The following is a 16652-nucleotide window of genomic DNA, read 5'->3' as shown; positions in this document are numbered from 1 at the left end:
TGGTTGTCATCCTTTTGTCGAAAGGGTGACTTTTTCTTTTAGCGATCTTGATCGATTTCTTGCTGAAGAAGTTCAAATGCTTTTTGATTTTGTATGTGTTCCCATTCATCGTTCATATGTCGTCCGATTCGATAAAGTGTCTCTTGCATAATCCGCTCGCGTTGAAACGCTGATCGGATTTTTTGTTTAGGTGAGGATGCAGCGTTCTTCGCACGCTTCGGGGACGACTTATCCGACTCACGCATCTCAGACAGGATGGCGTTTCCCATCCGCGTGTAGAGATCCTGTTCTTTCGTCTTCCGATAAGCCGATGCTTGCGATGCCGATCCGTAACTTCGCTCGTAGAATCCGACCTCAGTATCGAGTCGTTGCTTGAATGCGGCGTGTTCTTTCTCGAAGTGCGTCGCAAGATAAGTGTCAGTGAATTGATCAAGCGACGAACGCAGTTCTTGCATGCCGTTCATGTTGTAGTAGCACTGCCGTTTATCGTCCGGTAGTTGTTTCTGAATCGCTTTGTATTGGCGTACGAGTTCCGGGTGTAGCACACGATTCGAAACGGCTAGTGTTTCATGAGTCCGTTTGTGCGCGAGGACCTCGTCGCGGATAAAGGTATTCAATTTCTCTTGTTCACGTGTCCGGTCGGCGAGTGTATGGACGACTTGCGCTTTCATCTTCTCGATCGTTTTCGGTTTGCGTTTACCCCGTTCACGTGGTTGAACCGTCTCGACTGTCGCGACATGGACGTGAATGTTATCCGTGTTGTAATGGATGGCGGCGGTCCATGTCGCATGCAACATCTGTTCCTTTTCGATCATCAAAGCGATCGCGTTTCGTGTCGCCTGCATCAATCGTTGTTCATCGATGTAGCGGTTTTCTTTAACGCCGACTTCCTGTAACCAGGCTTCATCAAACGAGATGACGTCTTGCCAGAGGATGCTGCCGTTCTCTTGTGCCCGTCGGAAGATATCGCGTAACTGCTCTCGTTCCCTCGCATTCAATCGGTCTTGCGTCGCTGTAAAGAGACCACTTGATTTCAGTTCGTCTTCCATATAGTCGTGGTAATTCTCGAATTGATGCGATCGTGCTTTCGTCTCCGGACGATCGATGTAACTCAGGTATGTCGTATAGCGACGTGCACGTCGTGTTGCTTGAGGGAGTTTGAACTTCGACTTGATGATGACACCGGGAACGTTAGTCATCGTGCATCACCTCACGGAAGAGTTTGCTCAATACTTCGAGTTCGGTTGCGCTCCGCTTCAGGTGTAACGTGTTCGCTTCGAGCTGTCGTTCAAGACGCGCGATTTGTGTCGATTGGACACCGTCTGCGCACCAGGTGGTCAACAATCCTTTCAATAATTCTTGTCGGGAACACGACCGTTTCTCCGCTTGTTCGTCGAGTTGTTTGACGAGGATTGGATCGATATCACGAATCAAGAGGTCCATCTACTTTCCTCCTTCCATCACGAAAGTGAGTCTCAATGTTCTAAAAAAATGAAAAGATTTCCGAACAATTCTTTTGTTCCTCCTGTCATTAGAAGTGAGAAAGGTGATACCACTCAGACAAGGAATGGAGGAATCAACATGCAGTCGACCATTGAACAAAGTTACGCCCTTGGAGAAGCCGTGAGCGTCTCCTTAATCGTCGAACTCTTGAAAAATATCTGGTCGAAGGTACAGCATCATCAGGTGAAAAGATTCGAAAAATGTGACGTAACAAAATCGGATTAAGCGCTGATAAAGATCGATGAAATGGATGAAGGTGCGTTAGATTTTTGAAAGCTAAAAAACCAAAAACGGTTCAATTGCGTGAAAAAGAGCATAAGAGGAAACTGCTATCACTCAGCGTGCTAGCCTAGGCGGAGCCTAGTGTTTCCCTGATATCACGAAAATCGCGAAAAGGTCACACAGCGTGCCACTAAAAACGGCATTTTGGCACGGCGTTTGCCACCTTACCATTTCAGTTCACGTGCTTTAATGCGCAGCTGATCTTGTCTTTTTTCTTCTTGCGTGAGTTGTTTTTTCAATTCCGTTTGTCGTAACAGTGCGTCTTCTTTGTCCTGCTTCAGATTGAAGATTTCGTCCTCACGTTCGACTTGTTCATCGAGTGTCAGGTCGGGTAAGGTGGCTTGTTTTGTCTCGATGTCCTGTTCGATTTGCTGGATGAGAGAAGCGTGCGCCATCTGTTCGCGTTTCATTTTCTTGACCTGTTTTTGACTTTGCACGTGCTCGTCAGCGAGAAAAAGTTGCGCATAGTCGTCTGCTTGTTGAATAGAAAGTGATGTCCTTAAGACACGTCGCTGATCCATGTAAAGTGATTCGACGAGCGCCTCTTCTCGCTTCGTAGCACTCAGCTTCTCGAATGACTGTTGAGGTTCAATGACATACAAGCGAAGGGCTAGCTGATCAAAGTCGTGCGGTACATCTTCGATTTCGAAGACGTAGTGCTCGTCCTGATGATAGACGACTTGGACGCGCTGTTCATCCGTCGGTCGTTCCTTGTAAGCGACGCGTGTGACAAGTCTCGTCGCGTAGTCTTGGGGTTGATCGAACTGGAGGCGGACACGCATCTGTTTCCGTCTCGTATCATGCGACCAGTCAAGAAGCGTGACGGTTTGTCCATTCGTCAACCGCTGTTCTTCACCGATTGGTGTTGCATTGATCGGTTGTTCCTCAGCAAAGAAGAGGGAGGAGAAACCGAAAAATAGAAAGCCGATTAAGAAAAACATCCCTGTTCCGAGATATAAGCGCGACCAGTCACGGGTCAACGTCTTTCGTTTTCCTGTCTGCATTTAAACACCTCCTGACGACTTGAGACTCTTCATTTGATCGACGATGTAACGACTGTCTTGGTTCGTAAACGTCAGTTCGACCAGCTCATCGGATGTCTCTTCATAGTCGTTTGAATCGATCGTCAACGTGCGTTTGAAGCGGACAAGGCAATGCTCCGGATCGTCACGGTTTAGAAAAACTTCGATGTCAGCGACAGAGGCGGTGAACTTGTCATCGCTTCCGTTACTTGCGAACAACGTCCGTTTAAGGGACTCCGTCATATACTGATCAGCTTGTCGTTTGCGTGTTGGATAGGTCCCGTCCTCCCATGTAAACGCGAATGTGATAAAGCGTTCTGCTGTCTTAGAAATAGTCGAGTTCTGTTCTTGCTCTTGTTCGTCAGTCGAGATAGTTGAATCCGACACCGTCGTTTTTGGTAACACATTCTTCTCGGCTTTCTCTTCGATTCGATGCGGTCTATCTGATGCCAGGGAACGATATTGATAGAGATTGGCACTGATCGATAGCAGCAGACAGAACAACACGAGCCACAGGAGATGCCGACTCGTCAATGCCATGGTGCATCCCTCCTTATAGCGAAAACAATGGTGCCGGATCGATATGTCCGGACCAGTCGCTCGTCTTGAATTCGATGTGGAGATGATTACCCGTCGACCGTCCGGTCGATCCACACATCCCGATCGCCTGCCCAGCTTCAATCTTCTGTCCCGTCTTAACCTGACGTGCGGAAAGGTGCGCGTAAGCGGTAATCCAGTCGCCCTGTTTGATCTGAATCAACTGCCCATACGGTCCGCGCAAGCCACTATAGGTGACGGTACCGGAGCGAACGGCGTGGACGGTATCCGTATCGTGACAACTAAAATCGATGCCCGTATGGACGTCCGTCTTTCCGAAAACGATCCGTGATCCGAACCCCGACGTCATCTGCAGCGGGATGTCGAGCGGGGCATGGAGTGTCCCTTTGATCGGTCCTGTCTTGCCTTCTGCTAGTACCGCCGGTGTCAGATAACGGAGCACGGCATCAACATATTCGATGTCGCCATAACAGGCTTGATGCTCGATCGCGCTCGGACGATGGCACTGATAGATGCCGCTCTTCTTGACGCGTTGATACATCATCTGTGAAAAAGAGATTGCAAGTTGCTTTGTATAACGTCCACCATTGTCTTGAACGTAATCGATGAAGCCACCTCCGAAGTTGTAACTCTGGAGCGTCAACTTGACATCCTCGTTCGTTTGTCGGAAGACCGACGCGAAGTGCTTCACACCGTACTGAATGCTCTCATCAGGAGAGGTGATGCAGCCGATCCGTCCGCACTTCGATTCACTCGCTTGCATCGGATCATTCCCACGTCCGCCACTTTCCTGCATCATCAACGCAAGGACGACGTTCGTCTGTCCCTCGAGTTGTTCCTTCTTCAATTCACGCGCGATCTCTTCCCGGTATCGCAGAACATCATCACTGACTTGCAGACTCGCGTCCGAGTAAGCGATCGGTGTCTCCGTCGCCTGTTCATTCTCGATCCCGGTCAACGTATCGAGAATCCCTGCGACGAGGATGATCAGTAGGAGAAGCAGAAGCGCGATTCCGAGAGCAATTAGACGATACTTTAAGGTCAGGAGTCGCCATTTCATCCGGACGGCGACACGTGCCGACTGCCGGACCGTACTCCACATCAGGCACCACCTCCGAATAAGGTCAACTCCTCGGGTGAGACATCGACATCGAAAATCAGCGTCTTCACACCGGAGATGCTGAGGACGATCCGTCCCGTCTCGAGCGACGGAATCAACCGCGTCTCACTCTCCGTCAACTGTCCGTCGAAGACGATCTGGATCGTCGGAATGCTCTCGGCATCCTGCTCGCCGATGAACTTATACTGCGTCAGCTGAAACAACGTCTTGACGTTCTCCGCGTTTTCCGACTTTGAACCGGTCGGAACGAAGTCCGTGATCAAGTGGGAGGCGAAGAAGATACCACCGAAGTATTTCCGTGCTTCGCGCATGAACTGTTGCAGGTATAGAATCGCAGGTTGGGCGATGTCCCGTGTATTAATCAGGTGATGCGCCTCATCAATGACAATCAAATACTTGAAGGCATCCTCGATCAACAGTTCGCCCTGGTTGTAGCTACGGAGTTGTCCGGCACCGTTGAGGATCATCCCGTCCCAGAGCATGTTCATCAGGTTGAAGACCTGTGCCTGAAAAATTTCGTCCTTTAAGTTCGTCAGGTTACGTAGTGGGAAGGAGACGATTGCTTCCTCATCGAACCGTTCGATCGAAGAGTGTCCATCGAAGATGTTGCCGTAATTGTGGACGAGGTTCGTGATCGCGAGCTCGATGTTCTCGAGGCGTCTAACACGGTTTGCACTGATGGTCTCGCGGATTGTCGTCCGCGCAGCATCGACATACAATTCGGAACGGACCAGCGCTAAGAAGTCGGAGAAGACGGGATAGGTGTTCGCTGGATGTGTCGTGATCGGTGCGTCACCGTCCTCGTTCCAGAGTCCTTTTTCAAGGTAGAGCTGTCGCAATAGAATCTCGAACTCGTTTGCTTCTTCCTGCGTTGCTGCCGGATTGATGTAGTGATAGAAGACAGCAATCTTCGACAGGTGTTGCATGAACGATAGTGCTTCGTCTGCCGAACCGTCGGCGTGCGTCACCGTCTTATAGACATGGAGCGGATTGATCCGACCAGCTGAACCATCGAGGGCAATCTCTTTCCCGCCGAGTTGTCGGACGAGGTCGGAGAACTCACCCGTCACGTCCAAGATACGGACGTGATTGCCTTTGATCGCTTGATCGAGGACCGTCTTCTTGAGCAAGGTTGACTTCCCCGATCCCATCTTCCCGATCATCAACGCGTTATAGAACTTCCGTTGTTTGTCTTTATGGAACAGATCGAAGATGACACTACCATTGGTATCCGTTGTCCCGTAGTAGGTCCCGGTCGCATCCTGTAGCGACGTGAAGTGGAACGGATAACCACCCGCGATCGAGAGCGACGGAATCTCTTTCCCACGACGCCTATTCGGTAATTTTTGCTGTTGCTCATAGCTGAGGAAGAGACTTTGCCACTCCCATTCCTGTTCGTTGAGGAAGACGGTTGCGCGAAAATTCCGTGCTTCGAGTTCTTCCATCACGTCCTGTACCTGACGTTCGAGTACGTCGAGTGTCTTCGCTTTCACGTAGAGCCGAAGGTGCAAGTACTTCATCGTCTCACCCTGTGTGATCTGTTCATAGAGTTCATTCAGTTCCTTGTACGTCTCACGCGCATCGATCCGGTCGACATTATCCTTCGCATTCTCGAAGCGCGTATTCTGCTCGGCCATCGATTTGTTGATTGTCCGGATCATCTCCCGTTTGTCTGCCGTCCCAATATCGAGCGTCGTCAAGACACCAGGCAGGTTGAGGATTGGTTCGAGCCAGAAATCATAGACCGTTGATTGATATTTATAGACATGGAGGCAGGCGAGATAGCCGTCACCGGTCCGGACATAGTTCGGCTCGAAGCGGAGTCCGCCTTGTGGTTGGATCGTTTGGACGAATGTCGGATTGTAGCCGTCCTGTTGTTTGACCGTCTCCGGGTCCTGCTTCCGTAGAAAACGCGTACGCCACATGCCATCATCACTCCTTTCCATCCTGTGTCGGTTTGGTATTCGGATTGTGTAGTTGGAACAGGATATGGATTTTCTGTTCGAGCGTCAGTTCGACCATCGGATTGCTGCGTCGAAGTAGTTTCGTTAGTTGATGCTTCCGTTCCCGAAGCATCGCCTCGTCCGGGGCATAAAAAAAGAGGAGATAATCGCGATTCGTGCGATGCTCCTCAAGGTAAATCAGTTCCTGTTTCTTCTTTTGAAGGAATGGGCGATAGGCGACGTTTTGATTTTGACGTAGCTGTCGCTCGATCCGTTGTTTCTGTTTCTCCAGGTTGAGCGGTGTATTGAGGGGGATCACCTTCAATGGATAAATGTACGCCTGCAAAAGATAGGTGAGGGAGAAGATGTCATGATCCTTCTCCGTCTCAGATAGTCCATAAATATCTTTTGAAGTCAGTTGAATGATGTCGCAAAACGTCCCATCCTGCATCTCGAAAACATCGAGCGTTGTGGAGTCGACGATTGGCAAGAGGGAGACGACAGACGGTGGGATTCGGACGCGCTTCTCCTTGAGTGCTTTCGGTGTCGTCAACTGTACCTCGTCGAGCCAGTTGATATTAGTCGTAAGATTCGTCTTCGATCGTGTGTCTTCCGATAAACTCATCTGATCACGCTCCTTTCGAAGATTCATTCCGGTCGGTCAACGCGATATAGGTGTCCTTCTTCTTGATCAGCGCGTAATAGAGCACGTGAATCATCCGTTTCTCCGGATTCGTCGTCGGTCGGATGACAAGGAAAAGTCCAAACCCGACGAGGAAACACGTGAACGGTAGATGCAAGACGTCCGGGATGAACGGTAGGGCAATCAAACGGACGATGATCAAGGCGACGAGGAATAGTAAATCATAGAGGTAGAGCATCTTGTTGATCTTGAGTTCGGTCGTGACTTCGTTCGGAATCCGGTATTGGCGCTGTTGCATATCCTCACTCCTTTTTCGGGTCTAGATGCGGAACATCCGTCGAGTACATGCGAGACGATTCTGACGTCACGCGTGTCTGTGTTTGTTCGACATGCTTGAGTTCTTTTTGTGTCGTCGTTTCAAGTGTCTGATAGATCGACTTTCGTTGCCGCTGTGTTCCGGATGATGTCTCCTGCGACTCAGTGATAGAAGGCGAAGGATTGCTCGCTCCTGAAGAGGAGACGGTAGGTGTTGCCTCTTCAGATGTCATGTCAGATGTTGACCCTGAGTGAACAGAAGTTGGACGAGGTGCACGTGATCCAATGGGTTGCTCCGACGATAAAATAGTCTGCGACGCGGCAGATGTTTCAGAGGTATTGAACGCATCAGGTGAAGTAGTTGGTTGTTCTTTCATCGATTCATCAGGCATCTTCGGTTGTGCAACAGATGTTGGCGATGATGGCGAAGTAGTCGCAGATGTTGGTGGTAAGACGGAGTCCGGACGACGTGACGTGGACTGCTCTGATGTTGTTGCAGTCGAACTCTCCGGATTCGCGTTATGCATTGATAAATCAGCCGATTCGATACGTTGGTTCTCTTGTCCAGTTGGTCGTGAAGCGCGCTCTTGTGCTTGCGAACGAACTGGCACACTGTTAGACGAACGATCCGGACGACCCGTCGGTGTACCACCATTAGGTGGTGGGTTCGGCGGTAATTTTGTACTGGCAGCTTCTGAGGCGGATGGAGTAGTAGGGCGTGATGTCCTCTTCATCGTCTGTCCAGCAATGTGAGTTCCGACTTTTGCAGTACCTTTCCCGACAGCATACGCCCCAAGTGCGACACCCCACCCGCGTTTCAGACCCGCATCAATCCCGAATAGACGTTCGACCATGTTTGGTCCATCAATCAAGGCAGCGGAGAAAGCAATCAACGCAATCAAATAGGCGAGACCGTCAAGTGTATCAGCAAGATAAGCCGTCCCGATCGTATAGAGCTTGATCGAGACGAAAATCAAGATGATAACGAGGAACGTGTTCAGGATGCTTTGAATGACTTTCTTCGTCTTTTGTCCGCTGTGTAGATCAGCGGGAGCGACTAAAATCGCTAGAACATAATTAAAAGCCAGCTCGAACGAAAGTCGAGCCAGCTTGTAGGCAATCGAGAAAAGAGTGAAGCCCATCACGCCAAGCGTGACAAGAATCGTCAGCCAGTTCGGATGATAGCGATAGTAGTACTGGTTGTTCCATTCAACACCGCTCTGGTCTAACTCGGTTTCGGTCATTTCTTTCCCATTCCAAGCAAGTTTGTTCTGAGAAATATCTTCACCTTCTTTACTCAATCGATACTCATCGCTATCAAATACATCATTGATGTCTATATTCTTGATTTGGCTTGCTGGAATAGAGTTTGGAATTTTAATTTTTGTATCTTTGAAAGCAGTTTTATCGTATTCGACTAAATCATGTACATTTTTTTGGAGCACTGATTGTGATAGAGTATGATCCCGATTTTCATATACTCCATCTTGATTGATGCTTGTAATGGCTTTGTCTGTGAACTCACTTGTCTTTATCATTGTCGGAGATAACAACCCTAAAACTAACAAAGTGATAAACAGATTGATGAGAAACCCTTCTCGATCAAATTTTTTCTGAAAAATCATCAAGTAACCGGTGAATAAAAAGCTCCCGGCTAAAATGACATACAAAAAAGGTTGAATCGTCTGAACGAATTCAACCACTTGAGGATTATTAAAGAATGATTTTATGAGGAGGATGTCGTTTGTAATCTGTTCAAGACCATCGATGATGAAGGAGAGACCTCTAACGAGAAGCCAACCAATAGAACGAAGCGCATCTCTCACTAAATCACTGATGCTCAGTAAGTCTTGAAATTCCTCCAGTTTGGATGCTAGATCTCCATTAGCCATGATGGTCCTCCCTTCTCTGTCTGCTTTTAATTAATAAAAGAGGCTACTTCATCTTCGATTGCCTTGTCATCTAACGTAGTAAGGTCGAGAGAACGAACTAATTTACCATTCTCTAGTTTGTACAGACGACCACCCTTTAATTCTCCATGTTCATCTGTAGCACGATTTTCTAAATCTTTTCCGTTAGGTTGAAAAGGATTAAACAAGTTTACTTGTACATCTTCTTTCTCAGCGATGTCCTTCACTTTATCTACATAAGGCTCAAATTCTGCTTTACTGTCGCTATCAACAAGTAAGAAATTGCTTTGATCACTATCTTTTAGTTGATCAATTTCTTTTACAGAAACTTGTTTAAGAGACTTTTCTTCACTATTTTCACTACAACCGACCAAAAGTAACGCAGAGGAAATCAATAGTCCGGAGAGTACTCGTTTCGCTTGCATGCCTCCACCCCTTTTCCATTTATAAAACCTGTTCCGGATCCGTTAAATCGCCATTACTGACGTGAACCCGGAAATCGAATGTGTCTATAAGCGTAACAGTTTTTCGGTCGCCTGAGTCTGGGTCTTCTTCCTCAAATACGACGAGAAAGCCGTCCCGGGTCTGGATATTCAAAACTTCACCGCGGCGGAGACGCTTTTTATTCTCCTTGATGATGGTTGCGATGACGCGGAGTTCACGCTGAACGCGTTCGGTGCGTGTCAGTTCTGTCATTTGATGCCCTCCTTAGACGCCATGACGAAGTTTCTCGAGTCGTTTGCTGATGATCGTCTTCAAGAAATGGCGCTGGTTGTCGGTCACAGGTATTGTCTTATCTAGGATGCCTTGTTCGAACAGATCAATCGGTAACGTATCGTATTCTGTCGTCTCGAAGATCGAGCGTAGGATTTTCGGCTGCAGAACATCACAAACGCGCCATTCTGTTGCGTCAAGCGTCTCCTTATCCGTCTCAACCGTTTTCGATGCAACTGAGGCGCCGAGATGGAACGGGATACGAAGCGTATTCAGGTCGAGATGGGCATGCGCGCAGGGAATGACGAGATCATTGATGGAACGATCCGTGTTAAAGTCGTCTGCCAAGTATTCATAGCGGTATTTCATTGCCGTCCGTCCGGTCAGGAAGAGGGGATAGGACTGGATTCGTTTCTGTTGTTTGTCTTGCCGCTTGATGACGCGGATGATCAACATCTCGCCTTCCTTCAGTCCCATCACTTCGGTTGCCGTCAGCAAGCGCCGACCATCGACACTCTCCGTCTTCGACTTTGAGAGCGAGAACGTCTGTCCCGAACGAGACTTCGTGACGATCGTCTGCTCCCCGAGCTTCTTCGAAATCAATTCTGCCGTCGACTCATCTGCTGTCAGTAGGTAGTGGGTGTTCCCGCAGTTTCCGTCAATTGTTTTCCAATCCTCTCCGTAAAAGTTCTCGAGTTGGGCATAGGACTGGATGACGAGGTTGAAGCGGATGTTCCGACCGAGACAGACGGTAATGATGTTCGCCATCCCTTCGATCGCTGGCATGTTCCCAAATTCGTCGAGCAGGAAGATGACCTGGCGTTCACAACGTCCGCTCGTCGCTTGCGAGGCGACGCGAGCGAGGGAGGTATAGACTTGTTTGACGTACAGCGAGGCGATGACGTTTAGCGTCGGATCGTAATCCGGAACGATCAGGAACACGGCGACGGGGCACGGATGCTGACGAATCTCCCGTATGTCGAACGGGGCATCCGTTGTCCAGTCGAAGACACCGTCCGTCTCGTCTCTCCAACCTGAGAGTGACACAGTGTACTGCTGTCCTTCACTTTCTACGGTGATATCGGTATCCACTTCGAGGTTTTCTTCGTGATGGAGTACAAAACTCCCGTCGTCGTCCGTCGTCAAGGCGAGTTGTTTCCCACTTGGAAAGTAGAACGTCAACCGTGACAAGGGAAGCGCACGTCCGCGAATCCAACGGTTGAAACCGATCAGTTTCATCTCGAGTGAGTTCTGTGCTGTTAAACGTGCCGTCGCATCAAGCGTAAAGATCCCAAGCTTGGCATTCGTATTGGCGAGGATACTCGCGCGCGTCTGACCACTGGAGAAGTGAAGCGTCGCGTATTGCATACGTGCCGGGTGATTCTCCGGAAACGATGCGAAGAAGGCGTCGAGTGCCGATTGTTCCTGTCCCATGTCATCCGTGACCATCCGCGATCCGAGATCGGATAACATCAAAGCGACGTTATACATCGTGATCTTCTCCGGTTCATGTTTTGCTTGTTCGCATAATCCGAGAATCAGGGCGGTACAGAGGTCTGTCGAGGAGTTGCTCCAGAACGGATCCTTTGCCTTCGGGTCATGGTAAAGCATGTAGGCGACCGAACGGGAATATTGTTGGGCGAGAGAGTAGTTTTCGTCCAAATAGGCGTCGATCGTCAGCTGCAACAGGTTATAGGACATCGATTGCGACGGGTTCATCAGGTTCAGGACCTCGACCTGATAGCCGCGTGCTTCGAGTGTCTCTTTGGAGGCGGCGAATAGTTCACCCTTCGGATCATTGATGATCAGGCTCGCTTGGCGTTCGGCACGACTGTAGAGATCGATCGTCGAGAAGACGAACGTCTCGCCCTTCCCGGAACGGGTCGTCCCGATGACGAGATTGTTGACGGCACTATCGTCGATGTAGAGGCGATCACGATAGCGCCCGACCGGAACACCGCCAGATCCACTATAAGACTCCTTACGATCCGGCACGTCCCGATAATGCTGTTTCAGCTCTTGGAACGTCGTGAAGCGGGCACTGCCCTTTTGAGCTGCCTTGAGATCGCGGAAGTTGAGCCAATACTTCAATAAGAGAAACCCTCCGAGTAGGAAGCAGACTCCGAACAAAGCGAGAGCGAAGGAGGTCGACCAAGCCAGCGTCGTCCACCAATTCGGATCGTATTGTAGCGGGGATCCGGTCGTTAACTTCCCATCCTGGAAGAGGTTTTGGACTGTCTGCTGCAGGAACTGAAACGCCACGTTGAGTACTAAGAACAATATAATGGGTAAAGCGATCAAAAAGACAAGACATCGCCACAGCCAAGCGGATGTAACAAGAGAACGAAGTGAGAAGTTCATCATTATTTCAGTCACCACACTTTCATTAAAGAAGTGAAGACGCTTGTCTTTGCTTCGCTTCGAGCGACGCATCGAGCTTTTCGAGTTCTTCCTTATCTTTTTTCTCTGATAACTGGCGCTTTTGATCCTCGAGTGCTTGAATCTCGTCATCCAGCTGGACGAGTGTTGCGACTTGCTTCTTCAATTCTTCGTCATGGACCGTCTTAACACTCTCTTGTGCCTTCGTCACATCTTTCAATGCGATGTAAGCGCGTGTTTTGGCTTCCTGACGAGCTGTCGTCATCTCGACGCCCGTAAGCGAGACGGCACGTTTATAGTCTTTCTGCAAGATAGCAAGATCGAACGTTCCTTCGTCCGTCGGATAAACGGCTTGGAAGGCTTGCAGCGTATCCTGACGATTGGTCGCGAATCGTTTCGACTGCGTGATAATCGTCTCGACATCGATTGGATCCTTCGTCACGGAGACCGCTTGGTCGTAGTCCTGTTCTTCGACATACTGTGTAATCAGGAATTGCTGTTGTTCATCGTTCAACGACTTTCGTTTTTCGAGTCGTTCGACGAGTGGACCCGTCTCTCCCGTCAACGCTGCTTCATACAACGGTTGCCAATCTGACGTTTCCGTTTGGACGCCGCTCGGTGGATCCGGCTGAACGAGTTGGACAACGGACAACGCACCGAGGAGCAAGAGGCTGACACCGCTGACTCCGTAGACAAGACGACGTTGCCCGCGACGTAAGCGGGAGACGTGTGTCGCATTTGGCTGTTGCTGAATCACTGACGTCGTCATCGTCTTGTAGGATTTCGGCGTCAAACGTTCTAGGTTTTCGAGTAATAGGATCTTCTTCGTCGCATCCTCCTTTCGGATCCGAATGCGCGGGATCCGATCCTTCAGCTGCAGATAAAGATTCGGATAGATTGGATCACCAAACTGGAACATTCCTTTGTAGACGAGTTGGTCAGCATCATCAAAAATCCGGAACTCACTCGAGAAGCGTTCGTTCGCTTGCTGGGCTTCTTGATGGACTTGCGTCGATAATAAAAGTGCCTCCTCATAAGGGAGACGCTCATAGTTCGGAAAGGCGTCTTTTGGTACATCCGTGAAACGGACGAAGAGCATATATTCTCCTCCTTTGAAGCGAGACATCGTAACGAAGGTAATAAAAAAAGCCATCCAGTTTGGAATGACGGTCTGTGCGATCACTTGTTCAATTAGAATTTGATGTTGTCATTGACCATTTCAGCCAGCGTGACGGCGCCCGTGATGATGATCAGACCAACGGCACCACCGATGAGCCAACCGACTGCCTTCGATCGTCCACGATCTCCCCCGAAAATGAAGTAATAACCAGCAACTACGAAAGCAATCGCTGCCGAAATGACGGCGAGTCCTTGAAAGAAATTTAATAAACTAAGCCCTGTCTCATTCAATCCCATCTGTTTTCCTCCTCTCAATCCCGTGAAGTGGCTGCAGGTGATGTGAAGTTCAGTTTCGAGTCGAGTGCTTCCAAGATCAGTTCTTGATTCTCTTGGATGACGAGCTGATGCTGGGCGTCGAGCCACTCTTCATAGTCTTTCCCTTGGATCCGGAGCAACTTCTCAGCAAAGGTCTTGTTCTGCTTCTGTTCACGTGTCGGCATAACGTACACTCCTTCCTTGAGATCGATGCGCAGCAGCACATCCTTAAGGACAGTCGAAGTCGAGAAGGGCGGTGGGTTTGGAGCACGTTCTCCCACGAACTCTGACGTCCGGTACCGGACATCTGTCTAGGGTTTTTCGCTGACCCTCAACGAACATGTGACCTGTGGGCGAGTTTTAGGCGACTCTCGCCGAACCATTTCTGCGTATATCCCGCTCATCCGGTCACACGTGAGGGACACGCCGATATATGATTGGAAGGACTGTCCTTAGCGATATGCTGCTACGGTCATCAAATCCTATTCCTATTATCATTGGTTCGTGATATTTCATAAGTAGATACGTATTCATAAAGCATTTATTACTGGTGAACTAGTCTGCGGCGTGATACGTGAATCAGTTCATCGTTCGGATGCTTTCTTTTTGCAATCACTTGATTCTCTCCGACGACCGTACGGATTCGGTAATAGAGTTGCGAAATTTCTTGCGTCTCTTTACTCTCTTGTTCGATCGCAATTCGTCCGTGCAGCTGATAGGTCTTACCGTCAAACGTGCGGACGGAATCCGCAAGTGGCAGTTCTGCTAGATCGAAACGTTCTTGCTTTAGGTTGGACCAATTTCTCTTCTTCTCCATCCTTAAGTCAAACTCATCCCAAGGAATAGATCCTAATGTCTGTTCACAGGCTGTCGCAAGGATTTGGACATCCAGGATAGAAGGAAGTGAACGATTCCGCTCATAAGCGCTGATGGCTGCCTGTGATACTTCTCCGTATGTCTTTTCAGCTAACTCTACCTGACTCCATCCATGTTCCAGACGTTCACGTCGCAACCATTCTCCGAATCGGTACATAAATATGCTCCTTTCCTTCGAGAACCATAGTATGACAATGTCTTCCTGATGATAGTTAGAATATAGCAGATTATTCTGTTAATTCAACTTATATTTTAATATGTCAACTTTATTACATATGTCGATTTTTGACGATACATGCGTTATCAATGAAAAACTATTCGATTTGGCATCTAAAAGTTTAAATATGTATTTAAATTGTAAAAATATTTTAAAACGAGATAAGATCAATAATTTTAATTGTCTTTCTTAAGTAATCTGAAATGTGCACTTCAAACTTAACGATATTTATTTATCTAAGGCTACATATACATTCTCCGTCTTTAATTTCCACAATATTATGTTTACTATGTTTGCTTACTAATTATTCGAAATCTTTCTTACAATATTTATTCTCCGTTCATGTGAGGTAGTAACTAAACGTTCGGTAAGAGAGACAATCACATTAATCAAATCTGTTTTGTTATGAGACCGTCAATAATTATGTGTAAATAAGTAAATCCTTTTCTTGTATATATGTTGATTAAGCCTGTTTGAACATCTCAACCAGCTCTGCACGAGCTTGATCGAATCCGATATGGCAACGGGTGGAGAAGTTCTGATTATAGATTTCGAATTGGGAAACCAGGAAGCGGTCCAAGGAATCTTCGTTCGGGAATTGCTCCTTGCGCTTGCTGTATTTCTTCACTTTCTTATTGAACGACTCGATGAGGTTTGTCGAATAGATGCTTCGCCAAATCGATTTTGGGAAGTCGTAGAAGGTGAAAATAAAGGGATTGGATTCCAATGATCTTGTCACTTTCGGATAGGCGGTTTTCCATTTCTCGACAAAGGCTTTCAGTGCCTCTTCGCCCAGTTTCCGGCTTTCCGCCCGGTACACCGATTTGAAGTCTTCACAGATTTCTGGCCGGTCAGCGACACGGACTTTGTGGGAGATGTTGCGCGACAGATGGACGCAGCACGCTTGATACTTGGCATCCGGAAAAACCGCAAAGATGCGATCGGTGATGCCTTTCAAGCCGTCGGAGATAAACAGAAGCACCTCTTCGACACCGCGCTCCTTTAAGTCCAATAGGACTTCTTCCCAAACGAACGCGGATTCCGTGGGCGCCACTGTATAAGCCAGGACTTCTTTCGAGCCATCCTCCCGGATGCCAACTGCGATATAGACGGCTTCCTTGGAGACGGTGTCGCGCTTGAGGGAAATGTAAGTCGCATCCAGATAGACACAGGCATAGCGCTTATCCAACGGACGAGATTTAAACGCTTCGACCTGTTCACTCATCGCTTTCGTCATATTGGAAATCGTTTGCGGGGTGTAGTGATGGCCGTACATCTTCTCAATCAGATCCGAGATCTCGGACATCGTGACGCCTTTCTGGAACATGTGAATGACGAAAGATTCCAGCGTATCGTTTGAGCGCTTGTATGGAGCGACCGTCTGTTGGTTGAATTCGCCGTTCCGGTCACGTGGAATCGACAGGTTTAAATCCCCGTACTCCGTATGGAGTGTCCGCGTGTAGACGCCATTCCGGGAATTGCCGGAGTTGAAGCCGATGCGGTCATATTTTTCGTAATCCAGGAAAGCTGTGAGTTCGGTCTGAAGGAGCGTATTGACCGCTGTCTCCAGATGCTTGCGGAAAACTTCGGAGATGTCTTCTTTTTTTACTAGAGCTTGCATGATATCTGTTGTAAACTGAGTCATAGGGAAGGCCTCTTTTCTGTGAATGGGTTGTGGTGACTTAATTCTACAAGAAAAGGTCTTCCTTTTTCTATTTATTCATTTACACAAGATA

General features: G+C 48.5%; 18 protein-coding genes. 1 reads left to right on the top strand and 17 read right to left on the bottom strand.

The window, feature by feature from the left end:
* Window positions 1–38: 38 nt before the first annotated feature.
* A complete protein-coding gene (gene mobP2 / locus MKY22_RS16460) occupies window positions 39–1199 on the bottom strand; it encodes a MobP2 family relaxase (protein WP_341090349.1) in 1161 nt (386 codons plus the stop codon).
* The gene (locus MKY22_RS16455; RefSeq protein ID WP_341090346.1) at window positions 1192–1443 is read right to left on the bottom strand and encodes a hypothetical protein; all 252 of its coding nucleotides are present in this window, start codon (window positions 1441–1443) and stop codon (window positions 1192–1194) included. Before MKY22_RS16455 ends, mobP2 begins: the two co-directional genes overlap by 8 nt.
* A gap of 138 nt (window positions 1444–1581) precedes the next feature.
* Between MKY22_RS16455 and MKY22_RS16450 the strand changes: the two genes are divergently transcribed.
* On the top strand, window positions 1582–1728 hold the full coding sequence (locus tag MKY22_RS16450; protein ID WP_341090344.1) for a hypothetical protein: 147 nt from the start codon (window positions 1582–1584) through the stop codon (window positions 1726–1728).
* 221 nt (window positions 1729–1949) lie between these two features.
* Here MKY22_RS16450 and MKY22_RS16445 read toward each other — a convergent pair whose 3' ends face one another.
* The 15 genes from MKY22_RS16445 to MKY22_RS16375 form a co-directional block, all read right to left on the bottom strand.
* A complete protein-coding gene (locus tag MKY22_RS16445) occupies window positions 1950–2789 on the bottom strand; it encodes a hypothetical protein (RefSeq protein WP_341090341.1) in 840 nt (279 codons plus the stop codon).
* Complete coding sequence (locus tag MKY22_RS16440) at window positions 2790–3347, bottom strand: hypothetical protein (protein ID WP_341090339.1); 558 nt, start codon at window positions 3345–3347, stop codon at window positions 2790–2792. It abuts the gene before it with no gap.
* Window positions 3348–3360: 13 nt separating this feature from the next.
* Complete coding sequence (locus MKY22_RS16435) at window positions 3361–4467, bottom strand: lysozyme family protein (protein WP_341090337.1); 1107 nt, start codon at window positions 4465–4467, stop codon at window positions 3361–3363.
* Entirely contained in the window at window positions 4467–6410 is a 1944-nt protein-coding gene (locus MKY22_RS16430; RefSeq protein ID WP_341090334.1) for a VirB4 family type IV secretion system protein, read from the bottom strand. The genes MKY22_RS16435 and MKY22_RS16430 overlap by 1 nt, the downstream gene beginning before the upstream one ends.
* Window positions 6411–6417: 7 nt before the next feature.
* Window positions 6418–7053, bottom strand: a complete 636-nt coding sequence (locus MKY22_RS16425) for a hypothetical protein (RefSeq protein WP_341090331.1) — start codon at window positions 7051–7053, stop codon at window positions 6418–6420.
* Window positions 7054–7057: 4 nt separating this feature from the next.
* Complete coding sequence (locus MKY22_RS16420) at window positions 7058–7369, bottom strand: DUF5592 family protein (RefSeq protein WP_341090326.1); 312 nt, start codon at window positions 7367–7369, stop codon at window positions 7058–7060.
* A 4-nt stretch (window positions 7370–7373) separates the two neighbouring features.
* Window positions 7374–9278, bottom strand: coding sequence for a pLS20_p028 family conjugation system transmembrane protein (locus tag MKY22_RS16415; RefSeq protein ID WP_341090323.1), 1905 nt, complete (start codon window positions 9276–9278; stop codon window positions 7374–7376).
* A 26-nt stretch (window positions 9279–9304) separates the two neighbouring features.
* Entirely contained in the window at window positions 9305–9721 is a 417-nt protein-coding gene (locus MKY22_RS16410; RefSeq protein ID WP_341090322.1) for a hypothetical protein, read from the bottom strand.
* 19 nt (window positions 9722–9740) lie between these two features.
* Window positions 9741–9992: a hypothetical protein gene (locus MKY22_RS16405; RefSeq protein WP_029343409.1), complete on the bottom strand. Its 252-nt coding sequence runs from the start codon at window positions 9990–9992 to the stop codon at window positions 9741–9743.
* Between the two features lie 12 nt (window positions 9993–10004).
* A complete protein-coding gene (locus MKY22_RS16400) occupies window positions 10005–12443 on the bottom strand; it encodes a VirD4-like conjugal transfer protein, CD1115 family (RefSeq protein ID WP_341090318.1) in 2439 nt (812 codons plus the stop codon).
* Entirely contained in the window at window positions 12397–13488 is a 1092-nt protein-coding gene (locus MKY22_RS16395) for a hypothetical protein (RefSeq protein WP_341090315.1), read from the bottom strand. Before MKY22_RS16395 ends, MKY22_RS16400 begins: the two co-directional genes overlap by 47 nt.
* Window positions 13489–13580: 92 nt before the next feature.
* Complete coding sequence (locus MKY22_RS16390; protein ID WP_341090313.1) at window positions 13581–13805, bottom strand: TrbC/VirB2 family protein; 225 nt, start codon at window positions 13803–13805, stop codon at window positions 13581–13583.
* A gap of 14 nt (window positions 13806–13819) precedes the next feature.
* Window positions 13820–14008 (bottom strand): hypothetical protein, encoded by a 189-nt coding sequence (locus MKY22_RS16385; RefSeq protein WP_290774284.1) that lies wholly within the window; start codon window positions 14006–14008, stop codon window positions 13820–13822.
* Between the two features lie 359 nt (window positions 14009–14367).
* Window positions 14368–14856, bottom strand: a complete 489-nt coding sequence (locus tag MKY22_RS16380; RefSeq protein WP_341090309.1) for a helix-turn-helix transcriptional regulator — start codon at window positions 14854–14856, stop codon at window positions 14368–14370.
* Between the two features lie 523 nt (window positions 14857–15379).
* On the bottom strand, window positions 15380–16561 hold the full coding sequence (locus MKY22_RS16375) for an IS256 family transposase (RefSeq protein WP_341088539.1): 1182 nt from the start codon (window positions 16559–16561) through the stop codon (window positions 15380–15382).
* Window positions 16562–16652 lie beyond the last annotated feature (91 nt).

Origin of the sequence: Exiguobacterium sp. FSL W8-0210 (genome assembly GCF_038006045.1) — a bacterium.
Classification (GTDB): domain Bacteria; phylum Bacillota; class Bacilli; order Exiguobacteriales; family Exiguobacteriaceae; genus Exiguobacterium_A.
This window is presented reverse-complemented; position numbering and strand designations above follow the sequence as displayed.